General features: G+C 66.1%; 22 protein-coding genes. 17 read left to right on the top strand and 5 right to left on the bottom strand.

Annotation, left to right across the window (positions count from 1 at the left end; translation table 11 throughout):
- Window positions 1-122 precede the first annotated feature (122 nt).
- The 3 genes from mtnA (at window position 123) to HNH97_RS03025 (ending at window position 4,042) form a co-directional block, all read left to right on the top strand.
- Window positions 123-1,223, top strand: a complete 1,101-nt coding sequence (gene mtnA, locus HNH97_RS03035; protein ID WP_171789821.1) for an S-methyl-5-thioribose-1-phosphate isomerase — start codon at window positions 123-125, stop codon at window positions 1,221-1,223.
- 140 nt (window positions 1,224-1,363) lie between these two features.
- Window positions 1,364-3,181 carry an aspartate--tRNA ligase gene (aspS, locus tag HNH97_RS03030; protein ID WP_171789820.1) on the top strand — a complete coding sequence of 606 codons (1,818 nt, stop codon included), beginning with the start codon at window positions 1,364-1,366 and terminating at the stop codon, window positions 3,179-3,181.
- 6 nt (window positions 3,182-3,187) lie between these two features.
- The gene (locus HNH97_RS03025; protein ID WP_171789819.1) at window positions 3,188-4,042 is read left to right on the top strand and encodes a cell envelope integrity EipB family protein; all 855 of its coding nucleotides are present in this window, start codon (window positions 3,188-3,190) and stop codon (window positions 4,040-4,042) included.
- 167 nt (window positions 4,043-4,209) lie between these two features.
- On the opposite strand, the gene HNH97_RS03020 is transcribed toward HNH97_RS03025, so the two are convergent.
- Together HNH97_RS03020 and HNH97_RS03015 are read right to left on the bottom strand one after the other, a co-directional pair.
- Window positions 4,210-4,992, bottom strand: a complete 783-nt coding sequence (locus tag HNH97_RS03020; protein ID WP_171789818.1) for an exodeoxyribonuclease III — start codon at window positions 4,990-4,992, stop codon at window positions 4,210-4,212.
- Between the two features lie 6 nt (window positions 4,993-4,998).
- Window positions 4,999-5,367, bottom strand: coding sequence for a HesB/IscA family protein (locus tag HNH97_RS03015; RefSeq protein ID WP_110912360.1), 369 nt, complete (start codon window positions 5,365-5,367; stop codon window positions 4,999-5,001).
- A gap of 131 nt (window positions 5,368-5,498) precedes the next feature.
- On the opposite strand from HNH97_RS03015, the gene HNH97_RS03010 reads away from it, so the two are divergent.
- The 8 genes from HNH97_RS03010 (at window position 5,499) to serS (ending at window position 14,065) form a co-directional block, all read left to right on the top strand.
- On the top strand, window positions 5,499-6,680 hold the full coding sequence (locus tag HNH97_RS03010; protein ID WP_171789817.1) for a deoxyguanosinetriphosphate triphosphohydrolase: 1,182 nt from the start codon (window positions 5,499-5,501) through the stop codon (window positions 6,678-6,680).
- Window positions 6,681-6,789: 109 nt separating this feature from the next.
- Window positions 6,790-8,592, top strand: coding sequence for an arginine--tRNA ligase (gene argS / locus HNH97_RS03005; protein WP_171789816.1), 1,803 nt, complete (start codon window positions 6,790-6,792; stop codon window positions 8,590-8,592).
- Window positions 8,589-9,584, top strand: a complete 996-nt coding sequence (locus tag HNH97_RS03000; protein ID WP_171789815.1) for an SPOR domain-containing protein — start codon at window positions 8,589-8,591, stop codon at window positions 9,582-9,584. The genes argS and HNH97_RS03000 overlap by 4 nt, the downstream gene beginning before the upstream one ends.
- A gap of 47 nt (window positions 9,585-9,631) precedes the next feature.
- Window positions 9,632-10,471 (top strand): segregation and condensation protein A, encoded by an 840-nt coding sequence (locus HNH97_RS02995; protein ID WP_171789814.1) that lies wholly within the window; start codon window positions 9,632-9,634, stop codon window positions 10,469-10,471.
- A 104-nt stretch (window positions 10,472-10,575) separates the two neighbouring features.
- Window positions 10,576-11,253, top strand: coding sequence for an SMC-Scp complex subunit ScpB (gene scpB / locus HNH97_RS02990; protein ID WP_171789903.1), 678 nt, complete (start codon window positions 10,576-10,578; stop codon window positions 11,251-11,253).
- Window positions 11,254-11,355: 102 nt separating this feature from the next.
- Window positions 11,356-11,967 carry a Sec-independent protein translocase protein TatB gene (gene tatB / locus HNH97_RS02985; RefSeq protein WP_171789813.1) on the top strand — a complete coding sequence of 204 codons (612 nt, stop codon included), beginning with the start codon at window positions 11,356-11,358 and terminating at the stop codon, window positions 11,965-11,967.
- 11 nt (window positions 11,968-11,978) lie between these two features.
- Window positions 11,979-12,788 carry a twin-arginine translocase subunit TatC gene (tatC, locus tag HNH97_RS02980; protein ID WP_110912364.1) on the top strand — a complete coding sequence of 270 codons (810 nt, stop codon included), beginning with the start codon at window positions 11,979-11,981 and terminating at the stop codon, window positions 12,786-12,788.
- Window positions 12,788-14,065 carry a serine--tRNA ligase gene (gene serS, locus HNH97_RS02975; RefSeq protein ID WP_171789812.1) on the top strand — a complete coding sequence of 426 codons (1,278 nt, stop codon included), beginning with the start codon at window positions 12,788-12,790 and terminating at the stop codon, window positions 14,063-14,065. The genes tatC and serS overlap by 1 nt, the downstream gene beginning before the upstream one ends.
- A 295-nt stretch (window positions 14,066-14,360) precedes the next feature.
- On the opposite strand, the gene HNH97_RS02970 is transcribed toward serS, so the two are convergent.
- The gene (locus HNH97_RS02970; RefSeq protein WP_171789811.1) at window positions 14,361-16,805 is read right to left on the bottom strand and encodes a helicase-related protein; all 2,445 of its coding nucleotides are present in this window, start codon (window positions 16,803-16,805) and stop codon (window positions 14,361-14,363) included.
- A 289-nt stretch (window positions 16,806-17,094) separates the two neighbouring features.
- On the opposite strand from HNH97_RS02970, the gene HNH97_RS02965 reads away from it, so the two are divergent.
- Window positions 17,095-17,973 carry a ferredoxin--NADP reductase gene (locus HNH97_RS02965; RefSeq protein ID WP_171789810.1) on the top strand — a complete coding sequence of 293 codons (879 nt, stop codon included), beginning with the start codon at window positions 17,095-17,097 and terminating at the stop codon, window positions 17,971-17,973.
- Between the two features lie 246 nt (window positions 17,974-18,219).
- Window positions 18,220-19,620, top strand: a complete 1,401-nt coding sequence (gene gorA / locus HNH97_RS02960; RefSeq protein ID WP_171789809.1) for a glutathione-disulfide reductase — start codon at window positions 18,220-18,222, stop codon at window positions 19,618-19,620.
- A 185-nt stretch (window positions 19,621-19,805) separates the two neighbouring features.
- Here the strand turns inward: gorA and HNH97_RS02955 are convergent, their stop codons facing one another.
- A complete protein-coding gene (locus tag HNH97_RS02955; RefSeq protein ID WP_110095279.1) occupies window positions 19,806-20,159 on the bottom strand; it encodes a hypothetical protein in 354 nt (117 codons plus the stop codon).
- Window positions 20,160-20,494: 335 nt separating this feature from the next.
- On the opposite strand from HNH97_RS02955, the gene HNH97_RS02950 reads away from it, so the two are divergent.
- The 4 genes from HNH97_RS02950 to gltX all read left to right on the top strand — a co-directional run bounded on the left by HNH97_RS02950 (window position 20,495) and on the right by gltX (window position 25,009).
- Entirely contained in the window at window positions 20,495-21,898 is a 1,404-nt protein-coding gene (locus HNH97_RS02950) for a class II 3-deoxy-7-phosphoheptulonate synthase (RefSeq protein ID WP_110914535.1), read from the top strand.
- Between the two features lie 36 nt (window positions 21,899-21,934).
- Window positions 21,935-23,173, top strand: coding sequence for a beta/alpha barrel domain-containing protein (locus HNH97_RS02945; protein WP_227744566.1), 1,239 nt, complete (start codon window positions 21,935-21,937; stop codon window positions 23,171-23,173).
- Between the two features lie 61 nt (window positions 23,174-23,234).
- A complete protein-coding gene (locus tag HNH97_RS02940) occupies window positions 23,235-23,603 on the top strand; it encodes a hypothetical protein (RefSeq protein WP_171789808.1) in 369 nt (122 codons plus the stop codon).
- 71 nt (window positions 23,604-23,674) lie between these two features.
- Window positions 23,675-25,009, top strand: a complete 1,335-nt coding sequence (gene gltX / locus HNH97_RS02935; RefSeq protein ID WP_171789807.1) for a glutamate--tRNA ligase — start codon at window positions 23,675-23,677, stop codon at window positions 25,007-25,009.
- An 89-nt stretch (window positions 25,010-25,098) separates the two neighbouring features.
- On the opposite strand, the gene HNH97_RS02930 is transcribed toward gltX, so the two are convergent.
- The gene (locus HNH97_RS02930; protein WP_171789806.1) at window positions 25,099-25,494 is read right to left on the bottom strand and encodes a transposase; all 396 of its coding nucleotides are present in this window, start codon (window positions 25,492-25,494) and stop codon (window positions 25,099-25,101) included.
- Window positions 25,495-25,626 lie beyond the last annotated feature (132 nt).

Raw genomic sequence — 25,626 nt, 5'->3', positions numbered from 1 at the left:
GGCGATCATGTGCGATCATGGCCGGCTGGTATGATCGGGACTTGAATACATGTCGCGTGGATGCTTCCTTGCACGCCCCTGAAGAATGGTAAGTTCCTGATTTTGACAACGGCAAACGACGCATGAAAATCAACGATGTCTCGTATCGCAGCGTTTGGGTTGACCCCGAGGACGGATGGTCGGTGCGGATATTTGACCAGACCCGGCTTCCGTGGGCGCTGGATATCCTGCGCCTGACACACTGCGATCAGGTCGCCCATGCCATCCGCACCATGCAGGTGCGTGGCGCGCCGCTGATCGGTGCGGTCGCGGCCTATGGACTGGCGCTGGCGCTGCGGGTGGATGCATCCGACGCGGCGATGGAGCGTGACGCGGCGATGCTGGCGGCGACACGGCCCACGGCGGTCAACCTTGGCTGGGCCATCGGGCGGATGCTGACGCGCCTGCGCCTGCTTGCACCTGCGGACCGTGTCGCCGCCGCCTATGACGAGGCAGGGCGCATCTGCGACGAGGACGTGATCCAGAACGAGGCCATCGGCCGCCTTGGACTGGAACTGATCGAGGAAATCCGCGCCCTGCGGGGCGACGCGGCGGGGCCGATCAACATCCTGACCCATTGCAACGCCGGATGGATCGCGACCGTGGACTGGGGCACGGCGCTGGCCCCCATCTACATGGCGCATGACCGGGGCATCGACGTGCATGTATGGGTGGACGAAACGCGCCCGCGCAACCAGGGCGCGTCGCTGACGGCATGGGAACTGGGCAGCCATGGCGTGCCGCATACGGTCATCGCCGACAATGCGGGCGGCCACCTGATGCAGCATGGCAAGGTGGACCTCGTGATCGTCGGCACCGACCGCGTGACGCGCACCGGCGATGTCGCCAACAAGATCGGCACCTACCTCAAGGCGCTGGCGGCGGCGGACAATGGCGTGCCGTTCTGGGTCGCGCTGCCGTCCACGACCATCGACTGGAGCATTTCCGACGGCGTGCGCGAAATCCCCATCGAGGAACGCGCCAGTGCGGAGGTCACGCATATCTCCGGCCTGACGGGGGCGGGGCAGGTGGAAACCGTGCAACTGATGCCCAAGGGCAGCCATGCCGCCAATCCCGCGTTCGACGTGACGCCCGCGCGGCTTGTGACCGGACTGATTACCGAACGTGGCCGCTGCAGCGCCACGGCGGACGGGTTGTGCGACCTGTTCCCCGAATATGTGTAAATGAAAAAAAGCGTCCGTGCGGCGTTACAGGGGTGTCCGAACTTGACAGCGCGGGGCCAGATTGGCTTTGTCGCGCCTGCGGGAACGGACGGCTGTGACGGTCGCCCGGAACCCTGAAACAGGTTGGACAGGACGAGATCATGCATCCCTATCGTACCCATAGCTGTGCGGCCCTGCGGGCCAGCGACGCCGGGCAGACGGCCCGCCTTTCCGGATGGGTACACAGCAAGCGGGACCACGGCGGCCTGCTGTTCATTGATCTGCGTGACCATTTCGGCCTGACCCAGATCGTGATCCCGGCAGGTTCCCCCGTGCTGGAACTGGCGGAAAAGATCCGCGTCGAAAGCGTCCTGACCGTGACGGGCGAGGTCGTGCTGCGTGACGCCGCGACGAAGAACCCGAACCTGCCGACCGGCGACATCGAGGTCCGGGCGCAGCAGATCGACGTGCAGTCCGCCGCCGACGTGCTGCCGTTCCAGGTCGCGGGGAACGAGAACTACCCCGAGGACCTGCGCCTGACCTACCGCTATATCGACCTGCGGCGCGAGAAGGTGCATCGCAACATCATGCTGCGCGCGCAGGTGATCGCAAGCCTGCGGCGGCGGATGACGGACCTTGGCTTCGTCGAATTCCAGACGCCGATCCTGACGGCGTCCTCGCCGGAGGGCGCGCGCGACTTCCTCGTGCCCGCGCGGATGCATCCGGGCAAGTTCTATGCCCTGCCGCAGGCCCCGCAGCAGTTCAAGCAGCTGGCGATGGTCGCGGGCTTCGACCGCTATTTCCAGATCGCGCCGTGCTTCCGCGACGAGGCCGCGCGTGCCGACCGTTCGCCGGGCGAGTTCTACCAGCTTGACTTCGAAATGGCGTTCGCGACGCAGGAAGACGTGTTCGCGACGCTGGAGCCTGTGATGGAAGGGGTGTTCCGCGAATTCGGCGGTGGCCGCACCGTCAGCAAGGCCCCGTTCGAGCGCATTCCCTATGCCACCGCCATGGAAGTCTATGGCAGTGACAAGCCCGACCTGCGCAACCCGCTGAAGATTTCCGACGTCACGGAGTCCTTTGCGGACTCCGGGTTCGGCCTGTTCGCACGCATCGTCGCCGATGGCGGGCAGGTGCGCGCCATTCCCGCGCCGGGGGCAGGGGACAAGCCGCGCGCGTTCTTTGACAAGCTCAATGCCTGGGCGCGTGAAGCCGGTGCCGGTGGCCTTGGCTACATCATCTTTGCCGAAGATGGCGGCAAGGGACCGATCGCCAAGAACCTGGAGCCCGAACGCGTTGCCGCCATCCGTGACAAGACGGGCCTGAAGGCAGGCGATGCGGTCTTCTTCGCGGCGGGCAAGGGCGATGATGTCGCCAAGTTCTCAGGCCTCGTGCGCACCCGCGTTGCGACCGAGCTTGACCTGATCGAGGAAAACTCCTTCCGTTTCTGCTGGATCACGGATTTCCCGATGTTCGAGCGTAACGAGGACACGGGGCAGATCGACTTCTCCCACAACCCGTTCTCCATGCCGCAGGGGGGCATGGAAGCGCTGGAGAAGCAGGACCCGCTGACGATCAAGGCGTACCAGTACGACATCGTATGCAACGGCATCGAACTGTCGTCGGGCGCGATCCGCAACCACCGTCCCGACGTGATGATCCGCGCGTTCGAGATCGCGGGCTATCCCGAAAGCGAGGTCGAGGCCCGCTTTGGCGGCATGCTCAACGCCTTCCGCTATGGCGCGCCGCCGCATGGCGGGTCCGCGCCGGGCGTGGACCGTATCGTCATGCTGCTGGCCGATGAACCCAACATCCGCGAGGTCATCCTCTTCCCGCTCAACCAGCAGGGCGAGGACCTGATGATGGGCGCGCCCGCCCCGGTGGAGGCCGCGCGCCTGAAGGAACTGTCGCTGGCGCTCGACCTGCCCAAGCCGAAGCCCGCGGTCGTGAAGACTGCCGCCACCGCGAAGAAAGACTGAGCCCCCATGCGCCCCGCCATCCGTGCCTGCGTCATGAACGCGCCACGCTGGCGGGGCCTGTGCATGGGCGCCGCCCTGCTGGCCATGGGGACGCCTGCGGCCCGGGCGGAGGCCCCGACGCCGCTTGCGCCGCATCGCGCGGTGTATGACCTGACGCTGGAATCCGTCAGTGGCGGGCAGATCGTCTCCGCCAGTGGCAGCATGACCTATGTGCTGTCCGATGCGTGTTCCGCATGGTCCACGCAGCAGGAACTCAACCTCCAGACCGCTACCCGCAGTGGCGCGCAGACGGAAATCCGCACCGATTACGCCGTGCTGGAGGACAAGGACGGCGGTCACATGGTCTTTCGCACCCATCAGTACGGCAGTGGCGTGACGGAGCAGAAGATCAGCGGGGAGGCGACGATGGCCGCCACCGGCGGGCAGGTGCATTATACCCAGCCCGGCGTGAGCGTCGTCCCGCTGGCGGCGGGCACGCTGTTTCCCGTGGCGCATACGCGCGCGATCATCGCCGCCGGTCGCGCGGGGCAGGCCACGATCGAACCCGCCCTGTTCGACGGCACGACCGAAAAGGGGGCGATCGACACCTTCATCGTCCTGATGGGATGGAAACCCCCACCCACACAGACGGACATCCCCGCGCTGGTGCATCTGGGGTCGGTCGGGACGCATGTGGCCTATTACGACCATGCGACGCATGACATGCCGCCGGATTTCGATATCGGCATGCGGTATTTTGAAAATGGCGTGTCCGATCGGCTGGACATGAATTTCGGGGAATTCCGCATGCGCGGCACGCTACGCACCTTTACCCCGCTGCCCGCACCGCGCCATTGCTCGGTCATGGTGAAACCCCACTGACGGGCATGACCGGGGGCTTTGCCCCCGCACCCCCACCAAAGGGTATTACCCTTTGGAAACCATGACTTCATAAAACGGATCAGGGTGCAGGGAGCGCGCTCCCTGCCGGGTCCGGGCAGAGCCCGGATGTTTCATACAGGCGACGGCATCGCACGCTCGAAAACCGTTCAGGCGGCCCCGTCGCGCAGCGTGACGATCAGCGGCACATGGTCGGAGGGCTGTTTCATGTTCCGCTCCTCCCGGTCGGGGGTGGCACTCAGCAGCCGTTCGGCCAGGCGGGGGGAGAGCAGGGCGTGGTCGATGCGCAACCCGCTGTCACGCTGCCATGCGCCGGCCTGGTAATCCCAGAAGGTATAGAAACGTCCCACCGGATGCAGCGCGCGCAGGGCGTCGGTCAGCCCCAGCCACAGCAGCGTGCGAAAGGCCGCGCGCGATGCCGGGCGCACCAGCGCATCGTCGGGGGAAAGTGCGCCGGGGGCAAGGTCCTCGTCCGTGGGGCAGACATTGTAATCCCCCGCCAGCACGAAATCCGTGCCCGCGCGCAGCAGGACGCGCGCATGTTCCGCCAGTGCCGCCATGAAGGCGAGTTTGTTGGCATAGCCCGCATCCCCACCCGAATTGCCGTTGGGCAGGTAGAGGTTGCCGAATGTCAGCGCCCCGGTCCGGATTTCGACATAGCGCGCCTGCGGCGGGTCACACTCCCATCCCGGCAGCGTGCGGTGCGTCACAGTGAACGGCACGCGTGAGAGGATGGCGACACCGTTATAGCTTTTCTGCCCGACGACGACGCTGTCATACCCGGCCTTGCGGAACATGTCGGCGGGGAACTGTTCCTCGGTGCATTTGAGTTCCTGCAGGCCCAGCAGGTCGGGCTGTTCACGCTCCAGCCATTGCAGGACATGATCCTGCCGCTGGCGGATGGAATTGACGTTCCAGGTGGCGAATTTCATTGCGCGTCAGTCAACCGAGAAACTGGTGCCACACCCGCACGAGGAGGTGGCCTGCGGGTTGTGGATGGTGAAATGCGCGCCCATCAGGCTGTCCTTGAAGTCGAGTTCCCCGCCATCGAGCAGGTCGAGGCTGGCGGGATCGACGATCACATGTGTCTCCCCCGCCGGGATCAGGATGTCATCGGGGGCAAGGTCACGTTCCAGCGCGAATTTGTACTGGAACCCGTTGCACCCGCCCGCCAGCACGGAAACCCGCAGGCCCGGCGGCGTGGGGGTGGGATCGTCCTGTTCCTCAATGATTTCGCGCAGGCGCCTGACCGCACCGTCAGAGACGCGGAAGCGGGTGGAAGTGGGGTGGTCGGCGGTCTTGTCCATCGGGTATCACCATCGTGTGACGAAACCGGCGGACGCGGCAGCATGGTGGCCTTCGCGCCCGGGGCGGGTTATCGGACAAAGGACGGATGCGCGGCCATCGCGCCCGGCCTTCATGCGGGATAGAGGTATATATGAGTGTCGCTCCCTATGCTGTCCAGATCGCGACCGCACGTGGCCGCCTCCATGAGGAGGCCGAAGCCCCCACGCGCACGCCATGGCAGCGTGATCGTGACCGGATCGTCCATTCGGCCGCCTTCCGCACCCTGCAGTACAAGACGCAGGTCTTCCTCAACCACGAAGGCGATTTCTTCCGCACCCGCCTGACACATTCGCTCGAGGTGGCGCAGATCGCGCGCTCCATCGCCCGCAGGCTCAACCTGGACGAGGACCTGACCGAAGGGCTGGCGCTGGCGCACGATGTCGGCCACACGCCCTTTGGCCATGCGGGGGAGGAAGCGCTGTCGGCGGCGATGCAGCCATGGGGCGGGTTCGACCACAACACGCAGTCCCTGCGGCTGGTGACGACGCTGGAGCGGCACTATTTCGCCTTCGACGGGCTGAACCTGACATGGGAACTGCTGGAGGGACTGGCCAAGCATAACGGGCCGGTGGACCATCCCACGGCCTATGTCGCCGAATATGCCGCCCGCCATGGGCTGGAACTCGACAACTTCGCCTCGGCGGAGGCGCAGGTCGCGGCGCAGTCGGACGATATCGCCTATCACGCGCATGACCTTGACGATGGGCTGCGCGCGGGGCTTTTGCACCTGCCCGACCTCGAGGACCTGCCCGTGGTGGGCGAGGCGCTGGCCCAGGCGCGGCAGGTCCAGCGCGAGGTCGGGGCCGAGCGGTGCGGCGCGAACGACCCGCGCCTGCGGCACGAGACGATCCGCCGGGTCATCAACGTGCTGGCCACCGACCTTACGGCGCAGACGCAGCGCAACCTTGAACGCCTCTCCCCCACCTGCGCCGATGATATCCGCCATGCGCCGTGGCCCGTGGTGGAATACAGCGACGCCATGCGCGCCGCTAACCTGGAGATCCGCAAGTTCCTGTATGCACGGCTCTATCGCCACTGGCGGGTGAACCGCATGACGCGCAAGGCGCGGCTGACGGTCGAATCGATCTTCACCATCCTGTCGGAAAACATGACGCTGCTGCCCGATGGCTGGCGTGAACAGGCGCTGGCCGCGCGGAGCGCCGAAAAGTTGGCCGATGCGCACCGCGTCGTGGCGGATTATATAGCCGGGATGACCGACCGCCTCGCGATGGAGGAATATCGGCGGTTGACGGACCTGTCCTCGCCGGGGTGAAACAGCATGGCATCATGCCGCCATGTTCCATTCCGGGATGTGGCCGCTCCGCCGCGTTCTGTTTTCCGGGCCTGTGGCTCCGGGTGTCAATTTTGGGAAACCGCACCACATGTCTGACAGTCTGTTCGTCCGCTATCTTTCGCATGTGCGCGAGGCACTGGGCCAGGTCGTGCCCGACCTGCCCCCCGCCATCGTGGCGCGGGTGGAGGTCACGCCCACGCGCGATCCGTCGCATGGGGACCTTGCGACGAATGCGGCGCTGCTGGTGGCGAAGGTCGCGCGGCGCAGGCCCGCCGACATTGCGGCGGACCTTGCCCGCGTGCTCGAATCCGTGCCCGGCATTGCCTCGGCGCAGGCGGCGGGGCCGGGATTCGTGAACCTGAAGCTTGCGCCGTCGGTCCTGCAGGAGGTCGCGGCACAGGTGCTGCGCGCGGGCGAATCCTATGGCGACAGCCAGGTGGGCGCGGGCACCACGGTCAATGTCGAATATGTCTCCGCCAATCCCACGGGGCCGATGCATGTCGGGCACTGCCGTGGCGCGGTGGTGGGCGACGCGCTGGCGAACCTGCTGTCGAAGGCGGGGTATGGCGTGACCAAGGAATATTACATCAACGATGCCGGCGCGCAGGTCACCGCACTGGCATGGGCGGCGTACTGGCGGTACCTGCAGGCGATCGGCACGCCCCTGACGCAGGATGAATTCGCGGCCCTCGTCCCCGGCGGGATCCAGTATGGCGGTGATTACCTCGTGCCGGTGGGCGAGGAACTGGCACAGCGCCACGGCACGTCGCTTGCGGCCGAAGGCGGCCGTCCCGCGCCGGTGGATGTGTGGATGAAGACCGTGCGGACCGAAACGGTCGCCCGCATGATGACCATGATCCGTGAGGACCTCGAGGCGCTTGGCGTGCATCACGACGTCTTCACCAGCGAGGCGAAGATCCTTGCCGATGGGGAGACCGACCGCGCCATCGACCGCCTGGCGGCCAAGGGCCTGATTTACGAAGGCGTGCTGGAGCCACCCAAGGGCAAGCTGCCCGAGGACTGGGAGGCCCGGCCGCAGACGCTGTTCCGCTCCACCGAATTCGGCGACGACGTGGACCGTCCGCTGCGCAAGTCCGACGGGTCGAACACCTATTTCGCCAACGATATCGGCTACCACGCGGACAAGATCGCGCGCGGCGCGGATGTGCTGATCGACGTGTGGGGCGCGGACCATGGCGGCTATGTCACGCGCATGAAGGCCGCGGTTGCGGCGCTGGGACAGGACGGGAAGCCCGAGCTTGACGTGCTTTTGTGCCAGATCGTGCGCATCGTGCGCGACGGGCAGCCGGTGCGCATGTCCAAGCGCGCGGGTACGTTCGTCACCCTGCGCGACCTGATTGACGAGGTCGGGCGCGATGCCGTGCGCTTTACCATGCTGACGCGCAAGGCCGATGCGCAGATGGAATTCGACCTCGACCAGGTCGTCGCACAGAGCCGCGACAATCCCGTCTTCTACGTGCAGTACGCCCATGCGCGCTGCTGCTCCGTGCTGCGTGGTGCGGCCGAACTGGCGCAGGCGGGCACGCTTGCGGGCGACCTGTCAGTGGAGGCGCTGTCCGCCCTTGATCTGTCGGGGCTGTCGTCGGATGCGGAACTCGCGCTGCTGGGCCGTATGGCGCAGTGGCCGCGCGTGGTCGAAAGTGCCGCCATCGCGCATGAACCGCATCGGATCGCCTTCTACCTGCAGGAACTGGCGGCGGATTTCCATGCGCTGTGGAATCGTGGGCGTGACGATGCCGCCCTGCGTTTCCTGCATGAGGATGACGCCGAACTGACGCGTACGAAACTGGCACTGGTCGAAGCCACGGCGAGCGTGATCCGGTCGGGTCTGCGCGTCCTTGGCGTCGAGCCGGTCAAGGAGATGCGATGAGCGCAGCAGACCCCACCGATCGGACCCCGCCCGAAGACCGGCTGAACCGCCAGCGCGAGCGTATGAGCCGCGATTATGACGAGGACGACGATATCGGGCCACGCACCCCGATGGAGCCCACTGACGCCGATGGCCCCACGGGCCGGGGGCGCCGCGGGATCCTGTCCTCCCTGACGCGCGTGGGATCGGGGCTGCTGGGCGGCAACGATCCCATGACGCGCAAACTGCTGCTCGGGGCTGCGGGCCTTGGGGGGCTCCTGATCGTGTTCGTGGGCGGATGGTCGCTGTTTGGCCATCACCAGAACGGTATTCCCGTGATCGGGCCGCCGCCGGGGCCGCTGCGTGTCAAACCGACGGATCCGGGCGGGATGCAGGTGCTTGGCGCCGATGGTCCGGGCGCGGGCGATGGTGGCGATGGCGCGCACATGGCCCCCGGCCCGGAACAGCCACGACCCGACGACATGGCCCGCCAGTACGGGCAGGCGGAGACACCGGCCCCGGCAGCGGGCGACGGGGCGGCCCCCGCGCAGGCCGGTCCTGCGGCACCGGGCGTACAGGCCCAGCCCCTGGCCTCGGCCCAGTCGGATGCAGGCCCGTCACCGGCACCCGCCCCGCCGCCACAGGCCGCCCCCGCACCACAGGCCGAGGCCACGCAGGAGGAGGCATCCGCCCCGGATGAGGACGAACATGCGTCCGCCCCGGCACCGGCCGCCCATCATGCCGCCGCGGCCACCCATGCGGCGGGCGGGCAGTACGGGGTGCAGCTTGCCGCCCTCGACAGCGAGGCCGCGGCCCAGAAAAGCTGGGGCCGCCTGCAACGCCAGTATGCCTCCCTGTTCGGGGACCGGCAGCCTGCGATCGTGCGTGCCGAACATAACGGAACGGTGTTCTACCGTCTGCGGGTGAAGGGATTTGCCTCCACCGCGCAGGCTTCCGCCTTCTGCCAGCAGGTCAAGGCGCACGGACTGGCCTGTAACCCGGTCCGGTTCTGAGCCCCGGGCCATGACCGTTTTTCATGCCGGTGGCCGGGGACGTGCGCATGTCCGCTGAGGACACCGCACAGGCGCACGTCCCGTCCGTCATGGCCCCGATCCTGCATCTGGACGGGTTCGACGGGCCGATGGACCTGCTTTTGGAACTGGCGCGTGCGCAGAAGGTGGACCTTGCGCGCATTTCCATCCTCCAGCTTGTGGAACAGTACCTGGCCGTCGTCGATTCCGTACGCGGCCTGCGGCTGGAACTTGCGGCGGACTGGCTGGTCATGGCGGCATGGCTGGCGTGGCTGAAATCACGCCTGCTGCTGCCCGCGCATGAGGAAGACGCCCTCGACGCCGAAGAGGCGGCGGGTGCGCTGCAGGCGCGTCTGGTGGAACTGGAACGGATCGGGCTGCTGGCGCGCTGGCTTGCGGCGCGGCCCTGCCTTGGCCATGACGTGTTCGAACGCGGGGAGGCCGAGGACCTGGTGGAAATCGACCGCTCCGGCCTTGCGGTGGATGTCGCGCAACTGATGCGTGGCTACATGACGGCCATGCGGCGGCACGCGCGCAAACGCGCCTATCGCCCGCGCCAGTTCCATTTCTGGACGGTGCAGGACGCGCTGCGCCGCCTGCGCGACCTGCTGGGTGCGGACATGGTGCCCGACTGGTGCAGCCTCGATGCGTTCCTGCCCAGCGCGCATGAGGCGGGGCGGATGGATGCGGCGCGGGAGGATGAACGCCGCGCGCAGCAGCGTGCGGCGGTGGCGGGCACCCTGCTCGCCTCGCTGGAAATGGCCAAGAGCGGCGTCATAGAATTGCGTCAGGACGAGGAATTCGGCCGGATCGAACTGCGCCGCAACCCGCAGGCCGAAGGAGTGGAAACAGGAGTGGAGACGGCATGACGACTATCCCGCCCGACGGGGACCAGACCCCCGAACTGCCCCTGCCGGAGGCCCCGCAGCCGGAGGCCGCGCCCGTGGATGCGGCCCGTGCCGCCCCGGTGGACATGGTGGTGTCGGACATGTCCGTGCGCCTGGTCGAGGCGCTGATTTTCGCGCGCGCCGAACCAGTCAGCGAACGTGCGATTGCGGAACTGCTGGAAACGCAGGGGGAGATCCCCGCCGGTGTCGATGACCTTGCGGCCTATACCCGCGCGACGCTCGATGCGCTGCTGGCGCTGTATGCAGGGCGCGGCGTCATGCCGGTGGAGGTCGCGGGCGGGTGGCAGTTCCGCACCACGCCCGACCTTGCGCCGCGCCTGACGCGCGTGTTGCGCCGTCCGCGCAGGCTGGCGCGTTCCACCATGGAGACGCTGGCGATCATCGCCTATCACCAGCCCTGCACCCGTGCGGAGATCGAGGGGATACGCGGTGTCTCGCTCAGCCAGCAGGTGCTCGATACCCTGCTGGAGGCCGAACTTGTGGTGCCGCTTGGCCGCAAGGAGGTGCCGGGGCGGCCGATCCTGTGGGGGACCTCGGCCGGGTTCCTGCGGCATTTCGGGCTGCGTGACCTGCGTGACCTGCCCCGTCGGGAGGAACTGCTGGTTGATGTGCCCGACCTGCAGCCCCCGGGTGGCGGGGGGCAGGCAAGGGGGGACATGTTCGATGCAGGGTCCGACGCCGCAGAGGAGGACGGCGCGCAGGAGGGGACCGACGATGCGGTTTGCGCCCCGCCCGATGCGTGATAGGTCTGCGGACAGGTTTTTCGCGCAATGCGACGGGTTGGTGGAATTCTGGTCCCGGCGGGCGGTTGTGCCGCGCGCGGGGGCAGGAGAGGGCAGGGTGTCATGTTCGATTTCGCGTGGTCTGAATTCGCCCTGATCGGGGCCGTGGGCCTGTTGCTGATCGGGCCGAAGGACATGCCGGTGGCGATCCGCACGGTGACCGGCCTGATCAAGAAGGCGCGCAGGATGGCCGCCGAATTCCAGACCCATGTCGATGAAATGGTGCGTGAGGCTGACCTGACGGAGGCCCGCGACCAGTTGGGGCGCCTGCGCCGGATGAATGTGCGTGACCAGATCATGCGCGCGGTCGATGGCGATGGCAGCCTGCGCCGGACGCTTGATGAACGCCCGCTTGATGCGGAAACGGCGCTGTCGCCGCCCACCATCACCCCGCCGCCGCCCGCAGGTGATGCGGCGCATCCCCCGCTGGACGAGGTGGCGATGCCGTCGCGCTATCGCGGGACGCCGACGATCCCGTCGCTGCATGATGAACCTGTCGCATGGCCCGTGATGGCCGGGCCGCCCGCGCCCGATTTCGTGCCGCCGCAGGTCGCGCGCCGGATTGCCGATGAACGTGCGCGCCTGCACCCGCCGACGTTCCTGCCGCCGGTGCGCGTGATCCATGCTGGCCACCGCGTCGCCCCGGCGCGTGCGGCCGATACGCCCAGTTCCTGAATGTCTGGCCCATGCCGGGGGATACGACGCTGAACGACGATACGCTTGATGACCAGCCCATGCCACTGCTTGAGCATCTGGTGGAACTCAGACGCCGGCTTTTGTGGTCGGTCGTAACCTTCGCGGTCTGTTTCGCGATCTGTTATTATTATTCGACCCAGATCTACATGTTCCTTGCCCGGCCACTGGCCGACATCATGCGCCAGCAGGGGGAACAGCCGCACCTGATCTATACCGCGCTGGCGGAGGCGTTCTTCACCTACATGAAGGTGGCGTTCTTTGGCGCGGCGTGCCTGTCCTTTCCCATGGTGGCGATCCAGGCATGGATCTTCATCGCGCCGGGCCTGTACCGCAGCGAGAAGCGCGCCTTTGCCCCGTTCCTCGTGGCGACGCCGGTGATGTTCGCGCTGGGCGCGTCGCTGGCTTACTATTTCGTCTTTCCCGCCGCGTGGAAGTTCTTCCTTTCCTTCCAGAGCACGGGCGGGCACGGGGCCGATGGCATCCAGATCGAACTGCAGGCCAAGGTGTCGGAATACCTGTCGCTGGTGATGAAGCTGATCCTGGCGTTCGGCACCGCGTTCGAACTTCCGGTCGTGCTGACGCTGATGGCGCGCGTGGGACTGGTGACGGCGGACGGACTGGCGCGGGTGCGGCGGTATGCCTATGTCGGGGCGTTCGTGATCGCCGCGATCCTGACGCCGCCCGACGTGATTACCCAGACCGGTCTGGCGGTGCCGATGATCGGGCTTTACGAAATTTCCATCGTCTGCGCGCGTATGGTCGCACCCCGCCGCGCGGATGAGACCGAGGAGGATTCCTGATGCACGACCTGCGCGCCCTTCGCGCCGATCCCGACGCGTTCGACGCCGACCTGAAGCGCCGGGGCGAACCGCCTGTCGCGAGCGCCATCCTCGAACTGGACCGCGAACGGCGCGCCGCTGAAACCGCGTTGCAGGAATGTCAGGCCCAGCGCAAGACGCTGTCGAAGGAAGTGGGCGCCCTGCGTCGCACCGGGGCCGACAGTTCGGCGGTGGAGGAAAAATCCGCCGCCCTGCGCGCGCGGATGGAGGAACTGTCCACGCAGGTGGCCGACCTGGATACGAAGCTGCGCGGGACGCTGGAATGCCTGCCCAACCGGCTGGCGGCGGACGTGCCCGACGGGCGTGACGAAAGCGGCAATGTCGTGTGCCACACATGGGGCAGCGTGCCGGAGATGGCTTTCCCCGCGAAGGAGCATTTCGAACTGGGCGAGGCGCTGGGCCTGATGGATTTCGAAACCGCGTCGCGCCTGTCGGGTGCGCGCTTCGTGGTCCTGCGTGGCGCGCTGGCACGGATGGAGCGCGCGCTGGGGCAGTTCATGCTGGACCTGCATGTGCGCGAAAACGGGTATGATGAAACCTCCGTCCCCGTGCTGGTCCATGACGCGGCGATGTACGGCACCGACAAGCTGCCGAAATTCGCGGACCAGTCCTTCCGCACCACCGATGGTCGCTGGCTGGTCCCCACGGCGGAGGTGCCGCTGACGGCCTCCGTCGCGGGTGAAATCCTTGCCGCCGACACGCTGCCGCGCCGCATGGTGGCCCTGTCCTCGTGCTTCCGCAGCGAGGCCGGGGCGGCGGGGCGTGACACGCGCGGCATGCTGCGCCAGCACCAGTTCCAGAAGGTGGAGATGGTGTCCATCACCGCGCCGGAGGACAGCGAGGCGGAGCATGAACGCATGACCCGCTGTGCGGAGATGGTGCTCGAACGCCTTGGCGTGCCCTATCGCCGGATGCTGCTGTGCGCGGGGGATACCGGCTTTGGCGCTGCCCGCACCTTCGACCTCGAGGCATGGCTGCCGGGGCAGAAGGCATGGCGCGAAATCTCGTCATGTTCCACCACGCGCGATTTTCAGGCCCGCCGCATGAACGCCCGTTACCGCGCGGCGGATGGCAAGCCCGCCTTTGTCCATACACTCAACGGGTCCGGGCTTGCGGTCGGGCGTACCCTGATCGCGGTGATGGAAAACGGGCAGAACGAGGATGGCTCCATCACGGTGCCGGAGGTGCTGCGGCCCTATATGGGCGGGACGGACGTCATCAGGGGTGGCGCGAAGTAGGTTTCGCTCAGGGGCTTTGCCCCTGAAACCCCACCAAAGGGTATTACCCTTTGGAAACCATTACTTCTTAACGGATCAGGGTGCAGGGAGCGCGCTCCCTGCCGGGTCCGGGCAGAGCCCGGATGTCGCACGCGCCGACCGTCTCAGGGGCTTTGCCCCCGAACCCCCACCAAAGGGTATTACCCTTTGGAAACCGTGACTTTTTAACGAATCAGGGTGCAGGGAGCCGCGCTCCCTGCCGGGTCCGGGCAGAGCCCGGATGTTCCATGTGCCGATTGCGGTGCATGGAGGACGTTCATTTCCTCCGTCGTGACCTGCCGCGGGGCCGGTCCTCCGCACGGGGGCCGCGATCCATGCGGTCGTGGTTGCGGCGGCGCGGGGACATCTGCGGCAGTTCGGCGCGTGTGCGTGTGCTCTGCTGGCGCAGGACGTCCTCGATCCAGTCATTGAGGCGCGTGGTCGCGATCTCCGCATTCTCCCGGTCGGGATAGGCATCGGGAAACCGCAGCGCCAGCCACCGCCATGCCACCAGCCGCTTGTGCCGCTTTTCCGCGCGTTCCAGTTCGCTGCGCTCCGCCCGTTCGGCGGGGGGCAGGCGGCCGGTGCCTGGCGGCGGCACGGCATGGCCCGCCGCGTGGTCGGCGGCCCAGCCCACCAGGCGCTGTATGCCGTTGTCGCGGTCATCGACCGGGCACATGGCATAGATCCAGCGCTGCGCCAGCGTCAGCCCCTCCACCCCTTCGAGCGCAGTTGCGATGGCGAAAGCCTGTTCCATATTGGCCAGCCGGTAATTCGGGTCATCACGGCGCAGCACGGCGCGGCGGATGCGCACCAGCACGCCGAACAGGCTGTCGGAGCCGATTTCGGCGGCCACCGCCTGCACGATGTCCGCATCGGGCTGGACCTGCGGGCGCAGATCATCAAGGCGGGCGGGAGGGGCGGCGAGCATCGCATGGATGAAGGACGGGCTGCCCACGCCTTCCAGCACCGCGACGACGCCCTTTTCATGCTTGCCGAAGCGCCCGGCACGCCCGCCGATCTGCTTGACCTCCTGCGCATTGAGGTCGCGCGTCTGCGTGCCGTCGAACTTGCGCAGGGCGGCGAAGATCACGCGGCGGATGGTCAGGTTCAGGCCCATGCCGATCGCGTCCGTCGCGATCAGGATGTCGGCCTCCCCCCGGTTGAAGCGCTGGGCCTCCGCACGGCGCACTTCGGGGCTGAGCGCGCCATAGACGACGGCCACCCGCTTGCCATGCGCCAGCAGCAGTGCGCGCAGGTCCAGCACCTCGCGCCGGGAAAACGCGATCAGCGCGTCATGCGGCTGCAGGTCCTGGATGCGCACGGGCGTGTCGGCGGCGACAAGCGGGCTTTTGCGCTCCAGGTGTATCTCGTCCACCGGGTCGCCACACAGTTCGGCGATGCGCCGGACCATGGGGATGCAGTCCGGCGCGCCAAGTATGAACAGGTGCCGCGCCGGCGCCCCCATGATCGCCGCCGTCCATGCCGCCCCGCGGTCGGGATCGGTCAGCATCTGCGCCTCGTCGATGATGGCGACATCGACGGGGTTGTTCAGCGGGCACATCTCCACCGTGGCGGCAAGGTGGCGGCTGCCGGGGACGTCGATGCGTTCCTCCCCGGTGGCAAGGGAGGTGGGCACGCCGCGCGCGGTCAGGGATTCGCGGAATTCATGCGCCAGCAGTCGCAGCGGCGCCAGCGCCAGACCGCTTTCGGCCCGTGCCAGCGCATCGAGCGCGGTGTGCGACTTGCCGCTGTTGGTCGGGCCGGTCACCAGCGTGATGCGGCGCTTGAGCGCGCGTGCGGTGGTGAAATGCGCGGCATAGCGGTCAAGGGCCGCGACCTGCGCGATCACGGCGTTGCCCACGCGCCGGTCGCCCATGTCGGGGGCGATCGGGGCGGGCGTGCCACGGTCGGGGCGTTCCTGCCGCCATGCCTGCACCTGCGGGCGCAGGGCGATCAGTTCGGCGGGGTCGAATTCCCAGCGTTCCTGTCCGTCCTTCTGCGGCACGCGGCGCGCGACCGGCAGGCGCTTTTCCGCGATCCAGCGCAGCGCCTCACGGTGGGAGCAGCGCAGCAGACCCGGAACCTCGGCAAAGGGGACAAGCTTCGTCTCCCACTCCCGCAGGCGCTGCACCTCTTCCTTGCGGCGGGCGCGGGCGGTCTGCTCGATTTCCTCGCGCCGGGTGCGGGTGCGGCTGTCGGCGTCCTCCACCTGCCGGGCGAAGGCCTCGGCATCGGGCAGGTCGAATGCATCGGCCGCCGCAAGGGCGAGCGTGCGCAGTTCGGCGGACGCCAGCACGCGGCCCGTCCCGTCGAACAGGTCGGTGCGCACATTGTCCACCGCCGCCTGCGCGCTGTCGCCCTGTTCACGCAGGCGCGCGCGGATGACCGGGCGAAGCGCCGCCAGCAGGCGGGCATCGTCGGGTTCGGGATCGTCCAGCGTCGTGGCTGCCGCCTCCGCATCCGCGCGGGTGACCCAGACCTGCCCCGCCCGGCGGGTCATGTCCATCAGGCGCGACCCCCACGGCTTGCGCCGCAGCGTGCACAGCGCGGTGCGGAACGTGGCCGCGTCGATATGTTCCGCACCCGGCTGCAGCAGGCGCGCGATGATGCGTTCCAGCTTCTGGCGTTCGCGGGTTTCCACATTCAGGCCGGTGGCCGCGATGGCCGCGTCCATGGCGATCAGGGCAGGCGCCGCACGGGCGGGAAGATCAGATGTCATGCCTGACTATGTGCGTCATTCGCACGCGCACGACAATGTCGCGTGCGTGCAACATGGCCGCGAATTCGTGCCCCCGGGCGTGTGATGGCGGGATGAAATCCACATGCCGGGGGCGCATCTGGGTCGCATCAGACGCAATTCTGCCTCCTGCGGGGCGATTTATGCAGGTTTATGCTGGAATACCACGCGCCAGATGCCTAAACATTCCCGCCTTGGAAAAATTGTCGCCGGACGCATATGTCAGGGGAACCTGTCGCGCGTCCGCGTCAGTCGGGAGAATAATGACCTTATGTCGGATACGTTGATCACGCCCGCCGCTGATGCAGTCCCGTCCGGTCTGGCACCGGTGGAGGGGCAGCCGGGGGTTTATCACCTTGCCCCGCCGGTCAAGGAATATGGCCACCTGAACGCGGAAACGGTGCTGACGGTCCATCACTGGACGGATCGCCTGTTTTCCTTCACTACAACGCGTGACCCCGCGCTTCGTTTCGAAAACGGGCAGTTCACGATGATCGGCATCGAGGTCGAGGGGAAGCCGCTGCTGCGCGCCTACAGCATCGCCAGCGCGAATTACGAGGACAACCTCGAATTCCTCTCCATCGCCGTGCCTGATGGCCCGCTGACCTCGCGCCTGCGCCATGTGAAGGTGGGCGACAAGGTCCTGATCGGGCGCAAGCCGGTGGGAACCCTGCTGCTGGACAACCTGCGTCCGGGCCGCAACCTGTATTTCCTGTCCACGGGCACGGGCCTCGCCCCGTTCATGAGCCTGATCAAGGACCCGGAATGCTATGAGCGCTATGACCATGTGATCCTGAGCCACACGGTCCGTATCTCTGGCGAGCTGGCCTATTCCAACCATATCCGCCACGAACTGCCGCATCACGAGTTCCTGGGCGAGGATGTGTCGGGCAAGCTGCTCTACTACCCCGCCGTCACGCGTGAACCGTTCGCCGTGACCGACCGTATCACCAAGCTGATCGAGACGGGCAAGATCTTCAAGGATCTCAACATCCCCGAACTCGACCCCGAGCATGACCGCGTCATGATCTGTGGTTCGCCGGAAATGCTGGCCGATACGGAAAAGATGCTCCAGGCGCGTGGCTTTGACGAGGGCAATAACTCGAAGCCCGGTGCCTATGTCGTTGAAAAGGCGTTCGCGGAGCGCTGACTGAACGATGGCCGCGACCTTCTCCCTTGTTGCGCGGGGGAGGTGGTTGCGGCCTGTCGGATGTGCTGAGATTGTGCATCCGGCCATAAGAGACTGTTTTTGAACACTCTCTTGATAAGAATAAAAGTTTTTGGGTGTCGCCTTTTTCCAAACAGGCGACGTTTCCCGAAGCTTTTTGGAAAAAGCTTCACCAAAACTTTTTATCTTTCTTGCGCGGCCTTTTTCCAGCAGGGTGCAGCACTTCCCATGGCATATGATTTTGATCTGTTTGTGATTGGCGCAGGCTCCGGCGGGGTGCGGTGCGCGCGTGTCGCGGCGTCGCATGGCGCGCGTGTCGGCGTGGCCGAAAGCAGCCATTGGGGGGGCACCTGCGTCAACCTTGGCTGCGTTCCCAAAAAGCTGATGGTGCAGGCCAGCGAGTATGGCGCGGATGTGGATGACAGCCACGGCTTTGGCTGGGACACGCAGCGCGGGCACCATGACTGGGCCGCGCTGATCGCCGCCAAGGACCGTGAGATTTCGCGCCTCAACGGCATCTATATCTCCATGCTGGAAAAGGCCGGGGTGCGGCTGTTTACCGGCCATGCCCGGCTGGAGGACGCGCACACCCTGTCCATCGGGCCGTCGGCGCTGGACCCCGATGCCGCACCCCGCCGCGTCACGGCCCGGCGGATCGTGATCGCTGTCGGATCGACGCCCTTCGTGCCCGATATCCCGGGCATCGAACATGCCATCACGTCCGATCAGGCGTTCCACCTGCCGCAGCGGCCCGAACGGGTCTGCATCGTTGGCGGCGGGTATATCGGGGTGGAATTCGCGGGGATCTTCGCAGGGCTTGGCTCCACGGTTGACCTTGTCTATCGCCCGCACCAGCCATTGCGTGGATTTGATGCGGACCTGCGCACCGCCCTGCATGAGGCGATTGACCTGCGCGGCATCCGCCAGTACCGTGGCACGACGCCCACTGCGATCGAACGCAGGAGCGATGGCAGCTTTGTCGTGACCCTCAACCATGGGGCGGCGATCGAGACGGACTGCGTCTTCTTTGCCACCGGGCGACGGCCGAAAATCGCGCAGCTCGGGCTTGAGGATGTGGGCGTGAAGACGGTTTCTGGCGGGCGAATCGTGGTGGATCGCCACAGCCAGACCTCGGTGGAGGGGATCTATGCCATCGGGGATGTGACCAACCGGCTCAACCTGACGCCGGTCGCCATTGCCGAAGGGCATATTCTGGCCGAGTACCTGTTTGCGGATCATGTGCGCGAATGGTCGTTCGCCACGACACCCAAGGCGGTGTTTTTCTCACCCCCCGTCTCCAGCGTTGGCCTGACGGAGGAGGAAGCGGCGCATCAGGGCGCGGTGGATATCTATCTCAGCCGCTTCCGCCCCATGCGCAACACGCTTGGCGGCAGTCCGCAGCGCACGGTGATGAAGCTGGTGGTGGATCAGGCCAGCCAGAAGGTGCTGGGCGCGCATATGCTGGGCGATGACGCGCCGGAAATCATGCAGGGACTGGCGATCGCGGTGACGGCCGGCCTGACGAAGCAGGACTGGGACCGCACGATCGGCATCCACCCGACCTCGGCCGAGGAATTCGTGACCATGCGTACCCGCACGCGCGAGACGCCGCAGACCCCGGCAGAATAAGAAAAAGGAATAAAAGTTTCCGGGTGCCCCCTTTTGATCGAAAAAGGCGGCGTCTTTCGAAGCTTTTTGGAAAAAGCTTCACCAAAAACTTCTGAAACGATTTGCCCGATGCTGCACAGGCAGTCTTTTTTCAGGTTCCCCAAGTCCGTCCGGCCCCGATGGCCTGACGGACAGGGAAGAAAAAATCAGCGCGGCGCGACCCAGCCATTGCCGGTGGAATCGCCAAGCTGCCCGTCGCCATTGATTCCGCTCGCCTGATAGGAGGAGCCGAAGCGCGACAGGTCGGTGCCGGTCACGGAATCGCGGTGGACATGTTCGGCATGGTCGGGGTCGGGACCATGGTTCAGTTCCATTGACGGCGCATCCTGGTAACCGGGGGGCAGGCGGTTGCGCTGACCATGAACGGTCATGCGGTCCTCGCTGTTGTCCGAACCCGAATCCTGGTCCGATGAACCCGGGGGCGCGGCGTTGGCGCTGACGCTGAACAGGCACAGCCCCGCGGCGAGTGCTGTCATGAGTTTTCCACGCGACATGAGCATGGTTCGGTTTCCTTCCGCTTACGGCCCTTTACAATGCCAATTCCCGCCACGCAGTGTAAGGCGCATGGCAGCAGGCCATCCATGTTGATGTGTCATATGGAACGAACCGGGCGACAATGCGACCGCCAATGCTGCATTGGGCCGCCTGCTGTGGCGATCCGGCAACGCCATGCGGGACATATAATAACAGCAAATGTGCCCCCGGCATAACAAGATGCTTTGCCAGCGGGGGTTTTTTCGACATAAAGGCAACCCCCTCGTGGGCAGGAAGGCGGATGGCAGGTCCGCGCCCGGGGGTGAATATCGTTTTGACCAGAGGACACAGGACACGACCCATGAGTGCGACGCACATGAAAAACAGCTCCGCGCGGCAGAACTGGACGCCCGGAAGCTGGCGGTCGTTTCCCATCAGGCAGGTGCCGACCTATCCCGATCCCGCAGCGGTGGAGGCGGTGGAGGAACGGCTGCGCCGCTATCCGCCACTGGTCTTCGCGGGGGAGGCACGGCGCCTGAAATCCCACCTGGCGCAGGCCGCGCGGGGCGAGGCGTTCGTGCTGCAGGGCGGCGCGTGCGCCGAAAGCTTCAGCGAATTCACCGCCGACATCGTGCGCGATACCTTCCGCGTGCTGCTGCAGATGGCCGTCGTGCTGACGTTCGGCGCCAAGGTGCCGGTCATCAAGCTGGGCCGCATGGCCGGACAGTATGCCAAGCCGCGTTCGTCCGACACGGAAACGCGCGATGGCGTGACGCTGCCGTCCTATCGCGGGGACAACATCAACGGCGCGGCGTTCACCGCCGAATCGCGCATTCCCGATCCGCTGCGCATGGAAACCGGTTATTTCCAGTCGGCCGGCACGATGAACCTGCTGCGCGCGTTCGCCAGTGGCGGTTATGCCAACCTGCATGAGGTGCATCGCTGGAACCTCGGCTTCGTCGAACGCTCTGCCATGGCGCAGCGCTATGGCCTGCTGGCCGAGCGCATTGGCGAGACGCTGGATTTCATGGCGGCGTGTGGCCTGACGACCGCCTCCACGCCGCAACTGGACGAGACGGAGTTCTACACCTCGCACGAGGCGCTGCTGCTGGGGTACGAGCAGGCGATGACGCGCATCGATTCGACGTCGGGGGAATGGTATGACTGTTCCGCGCATTTCGTGTGGATCGGCGACCGCACGCGCCAGCCTGACGGTGCGCATGTGGAGTTCCTGCGTGGCGTGCGCAACCCGATCGGCATCAAGGTCGGCCCCACTACGACCATCGAGGACCTTGAACGGCTTCTCGACATCCTCAACCCCACGGACGAGGCGGGGCGCATCTCGCTCATCTCGCGCATGGGGGCGACGAAGGTGCGCGACCACCTGCCGCAGCTTTTGCGCAAGGTGCAGGGCACGGGCCGGACGGTCACATGGCTGTGCGATCCCATGCACGGCAATACCAGTTCGACCACGAATGGGGTAAAGACCCGCTCGTTCGACGCGATCCTTGCGGAAGTGAAGGGCTTTTTCGATGTGTTCGAGGCCGAGGGCGGGTTCCCCGGCGGCGTCCATTTCGAAATGACCGGCCAGAACGTGACGGAATGCATCGGCGGCGCGCAGTGCCTGACCGAAGATGACCTGGGCGAGCGGTACGAGACCTTCTGCGACCCGCGCCTGAATGCGGAACAGTCGCTGGAAATGGCGTTCCGCCTGGCGGAGGAACTCAAGACCCGCAAGCACCACACGCCCGCCGGGGGAAAGTAGGCCTGTCGCCAGACGGGCGGTAGTGACGGAGGAAACATGTCCAGACCCGACCATGACGCGTCTTCACCGGGGCAGGGCCACACGGAGGAAGGCGGCCTGACGGGCGGGGCATGTTCCTCCCCCCTTTACGGGGTGCCCGACGATGCGGCCATTGCGGCGCGCACCGATGCCTATTTCAACCGCACCTGTGAAATCGTCACCCATTTCGGGGACTGCACGGTGACGTACGCGCTGTTCCTGCGCCGGCCGGTCGTCTCCGCCCCGCGCCTGATGGTTGACTGGCTGGCGCGGGTGGCGCAGGCGCGCGGGATCAGCGTGACATGCGACGTGATGTTCCCCGAAGGGGCATGGGTGGGGGCGGGCGAACCGCTGGCCTATGTCACGGGATCGTTCGCCCATCTTGCGGACCTTGAAACCCTGCTGCTGCAGCAGTTGGGGCCGGTCTGCGTCGCCGCGCACAATGCGTACCAGATGGCGCTGGCCCTGCCGAACGTGCGCTTCATGGCGATGGAGGCGCGGCACTGTGCCGGATATGAAATGCAGGTCCAGATGGCCTATGGCGCGTCGGTCGGAAGCCGCGCAGCGCAGGCCGAAGGCGCAATGGGCTTCATCGGGGGGGCGAATGACGCCACCGCGCCCTTCTTCGACACGGCCTTCGGCCTTGGCACCATGCCGCATGCGCTGATCGGCTATGCCGGGTCCACCCTGCGCGCGGCGGAGATGTTCCACACCGTCTATCCCGATTCGGACCTTGTGGTGCTGGTGGATTACTTCGGCCGCGAACTGACGGACGCGCTGGAGGTATGTCGCCGTTTCCCCGACCTTGCGGCGGCGGGACGACTGAGCGTGCGGCTCGACACCCATGGCGGCCGTTTCCTGGAGGGGCTGGACCCGCAGGGGTCGTATGCGGCGCTGGAACGCAACACGCCGGGCACGATCCGGCGCTACCGCTCGGACAAGGAACTGCGCTACCTTGTGGGGACGGGGGTGTCGGCCGCCGCGATCTGGCGCATGCGCGAGGTGCTGGACGCCGCCGGATTCCCGCATGTGCGCATCGTCGCGTCCTCGGGCTTCAGCGTGGAAAAATGCCTCAGCATGGCGGACGCGCACGCGCCGGTGGATGTGATCGGCACGGGGTCGTTCATTCCCGACCGCTGGTCCGAAACCTATGCCACGGCGGACATCGTCGCCTATGACGGGGAACCGCGGGTGAAGGTCGGGCGGGAATTCCTGCTGCGCCATGCGCGCGGGCGCGATACGGTGCGCCACTCCTGACCGGTGGGGCCGGGACCATTGCGTCCCGGCATTGCCGTTCACACCAACGAAAGGGCCGATCGTGTCGGAAACTCTATTTGCTCCCGAAGGGGGCTGGCGTGTGCGTATCATCGACCTGTCCGGTGGCGCCGAAGACAATATTGTGGAGGAAATCGGCGGTTTCCCCGACCTGATCCACGCCAATGCCTTTGCCCGTGCCTATGTTCGCGACAGCATCGAACGCTGCCGCAGCGCGGGCCTGTCGCCCAGGGAAGTGCTGCAGGCGTGGTTCGCCTATGGCGAGGATGCGGAAGTGCTGGAAGCGGGCGATGACGGCTGGCGTTCGGCCAATGAACTCGACGATTTCGCCGCCCACCGCGCGTCGGAGATGGAACGCGACTGGCGTGCGCTCGACCCCCGCCGGGCAGAGGATGAGGATGAGGAGGACTAGGCCCGCCGCCATGGATGCGATGGTGCATCTGGTGACTGGTTTTTCCCACGCGATCCCCGCATAAAGGGCGCATGAAACTCCGTTTTGCGCCCAGTCCGACCGGACTGATCCATGTTGGCAACGCCCGGCAGGCCATCGCCAACGCCCTGTATGCCCGCCATTATGGTGGGCAGTTCCTTCTGCGTATCGATGATACCGACGTGGCACGTTCCAGGGAGGAATATGTCACGGCCCTGCAGGCGGACCTGCAGTGGCTGGGTATCGAATGGGATGAATTCGTGCGGCAGTCGGACCGTCTGGACCGCTACGCGCTGGCGATCGAACATCTCAAGGCCACGGGGCGGCTGTATCCCTGTTTCGAAAGCGAGCAGGAACTTGCCTCCAAGCGTGAGGCGCGGATTCGCGCGCGCAAGCCGCCGATCTATGACCGTGCGATGCTGAAGCTGACGCCGCAGCAGCGCGCGCAGGCCGAAGCCAATGGCAAGGTGCCATACTGGCGTTTCCGCCTGTCGGACCGCATGGTGCGCTGGGACGACATGGTGATGGGCGAAAGCCGGGTGAAACTGCCGTCGATTTCCGACCCCGTGCTGGTGCGCGCGGACGGGACGGTGCTGTATACGCTGGCCTCCGTCGTCGATGACATCGAAACCGGCATCACCCATGTGGTGCGCGGCGAGGACCACGTCACCAATACCGGCGTGCAGATCGACATTGCCGTGGCGCTGGGTGTTGCGGCGGACCATTTCCGCTTCGCACACCTGCCGCTGCTGCTGGATGAAGGGGGCGGGAAGCTGTCGAAGCGGTTCGATGGCCTGTCGCTGCGCTCGCTCCGGCAGGACGGGATCGAGCCCTCGGCCATCGTCTCCTACCTTGCCCGCCTGGGCAGCGCGGATGACCCGGAGCCGATGTCCTTTGCCGAACAGGCGGCAAGTTACGACCTGTCGCGCGTTTCACGTTCCGCCGCGCGGTTCGACATGCGGCAGTTGCTGGGGCTGAACCGCCGCATCATGCACACCATGTCGTTCGAGGAGGTGCGCCCGCGCCTGCCCGAGGGCGCGACGGAGGCCTTCTGGCTGGCGGTGCGGGGCAACGTGGACATGATCGGTGAACTGCGCCACTGGTGGGACGTGGTGGCCGGCTCCATCGTGCCGCCCGTCATGGAGGCGCAGGAGCGTGACTACCTGCTCAAGGCCGTGGACCTGCTGCCTGCGGAACCGTGGGGGCCAGAGACATGGAAGACGTGGACCACCGCCCTGAAGGAAGCAACGGGACGCACGGGCAAGGCCCTGTTCCATCCGCTGCGCCTTTCCCTGACGGGGGAGGAAAAGGGGCCGGAGATGCGCGACCTGCTGCCGCTGATGGGATATGACCGCGTGGCCGGACGCCTGCGGATTGCGGCACGGTAAGGGGATCAGGGCGTTGCCCTGAAACCCGGCAAAGGGCATTGCCCTTTGCAAACCGATTGTTTTTTAGAGTTTTTGGGGTCTGTTGGGAATTAACGCGAATTGATGATTGCGGCGGTGAGATAAATCATCGCTGCGAATGATCTGTCGGTCTTGTCGCTCCGCATGGCGATACGCTTGAACTCCTTGAGCTTGCAGAAGAAGTTCTCGATGAGATGGCGCGCCTTGAACAGGGCTCCATCGAAGGGTCGCCTGTCGAGGCGGTTCCGACGCTGGGGAATGACCACGCGGGCCCCTTGCGCGCGTATGGTGTCCACGATCCAGTGCACATCGAATGCCTTGTCGGCAAGAATACCCTTGAAATCCGCGGGTTCGAGAAGCGGCGCCACCCCGACTGTGTCGTAATGCTGGCCGGGGATAAGCGTAAAGCGGACCAGATTGCCCAGGGCGTCAGTCATGGCGACGATCTTGGTGGACCAGCCCGTCACACTGCGCCCTATCGCCTGGTTTCGGGTCCCCCTTTTGCGCCTTGGCCATGGCGGTGAACCCGGACCACCGTGCCGTCGATCATCGCATATTCCATGTCGGCATCGTCAGAAACCGCTTCAAAAAGCCGTTTG

It is taken from the genome of Gluconacetobacter entanii (assembly GCF_013155425.1).
Classification (GTDB): Bacteria; Pseudomonadota; Alphaproteobacteria; order Acetobacterales; family Acetobacteraceae; genus Novacetimonas; species Novacetimonas entanii.
This window is presented reverse-complemented; position numbering and strand designations above follow the sequence as displayed.

Coding starts and splice junctions, on each gene's coding strand:
- mtnA (WP_171789821.1), top strand. CDS start 123: ATGAAAATCAACGATGTCTCGTATCGCAGCGTTTGGGTTGACCCCGAG.
- aspS (WP_171789820.1), top strand. CDS start 1,364: ATGCATCCCTATCGTACCCATAGCTGTGCGGCCCTGCGGGCCAGCGAC.
- HNH97_RS03025 (WP_171789819.1), top strand. CDS start 3,188: ATGCGCCCCGCCATCCGTGCCTGCGTCATGAACGCGCCACGCTGGCGG.
- HNH97_RS03020 (WP_171789818.1), bottom strand. CDS start 4,992: ATGAAATTCGCCACCTGGAACGTCAATTCCATCCGCCAGCGGCAGGAT.
- HNH97_RS03015 (WP_110912360.1), bottom strand. CDS start 5,367: ATGGACAAGACCGCCGACCACCCCACTTCCACCCGCTTCCGCGTCTCT.
- HNH97_RS03010 (WP_171789817.1), top strand. CDS start 5,499: ATGAGTGTCGCTCCCTATGCTGTCCAGATCGCGACCGCACGTGGCCGC.
- argS (WP_171789816.1), top strand. CDS start 6,790: ATGTCTGACAGTCTGTTCGTCCGCTATCTTTCGCATGTGCGCGAGGCA.
- HNH97_RS03000 (WP_171789815.1), top strand. CDS start 8,589: ATGAGCGCAGCAGACCCCACCGATCGGACCCCGCCCGAAGACCGGCTG.
- HNH97_RS02995 (WP_171789814.1), top strand. CDS start 9,632: ATGTCCGCTGAGGACACCGCACAGGCGCACGTCCCGTCCGTCATGGCC.
- scpB (WP_171789903.1), top strand. CDS start 10,576: ATGGTGGTGTCGGACATGTCCGTGCGCCTGGTCGAGGCGCTGATTTTC.
- tatB (WP_171789813.1), top strand. CDS start 11,356: ATGTTCGATTTCGCGTGGTCTGAATTCGCCCTGATCGGGGCCGTGGGC.
- tatC (WP_110912364.1), top strand. CDS start 11,979: ATGCCGGGGGATACGACGCTGAACGACGATACGCTTGATGACCAGCCC.
- serS (WP_171789812.1), top strand. CDS start 12,788: ATGCACGACCTGCGCGCCCTTCGCGCCGATCCCGACGCGTTCGACGCC.
- HNH97_RS02970 (WP_171789811.1), bottom strand. CDS start 16,805: ATGACATCTGATCTTCCCGCCCGTGCGGCGCCTGCCCTGATCGCCATG.
- HNH97_RS02965 (WP_171789810.1), top strand. CDS start 17,095: ATGTCGGATACGTTGATCACGCCCGCCGCTGATGCAGTCCCGTCCGGT.
- gorA (WP_171789809.1), top strand. CDS start 18,220: ATGGCATATGATTTTGATCTGTTTGTGATTGGCGCAGGCTCCGGCGGG.
- HNH97_RS02955 (WP_110095279.1), bottom strand. CDS start 20,159: ATGCTCATGTCGCGTGGAAAACTCATGACAGCACTCGCCGCGGGGCTG.
- HNH97_RS02950 (WP_110914535.1), top strand. CDS start 20,495: ATGAGTGCGACGCACATGAAAAACAGCTCCGCGCGGCAGAACTGGACG.
- HNH97_RS02945 (WP_227744566.1), top strand. CDS start 21,935: ATGTCCAGACCCGACCATGACGCGTCTTCACCGGGGCAGGGCCACACG.
- gltX (WP_171789807.1), top strand. CDS start 23,675: ATGAAACTCCGTTTTGCGCCCAGTCCGACCGGACTGATCCATGTTGGC.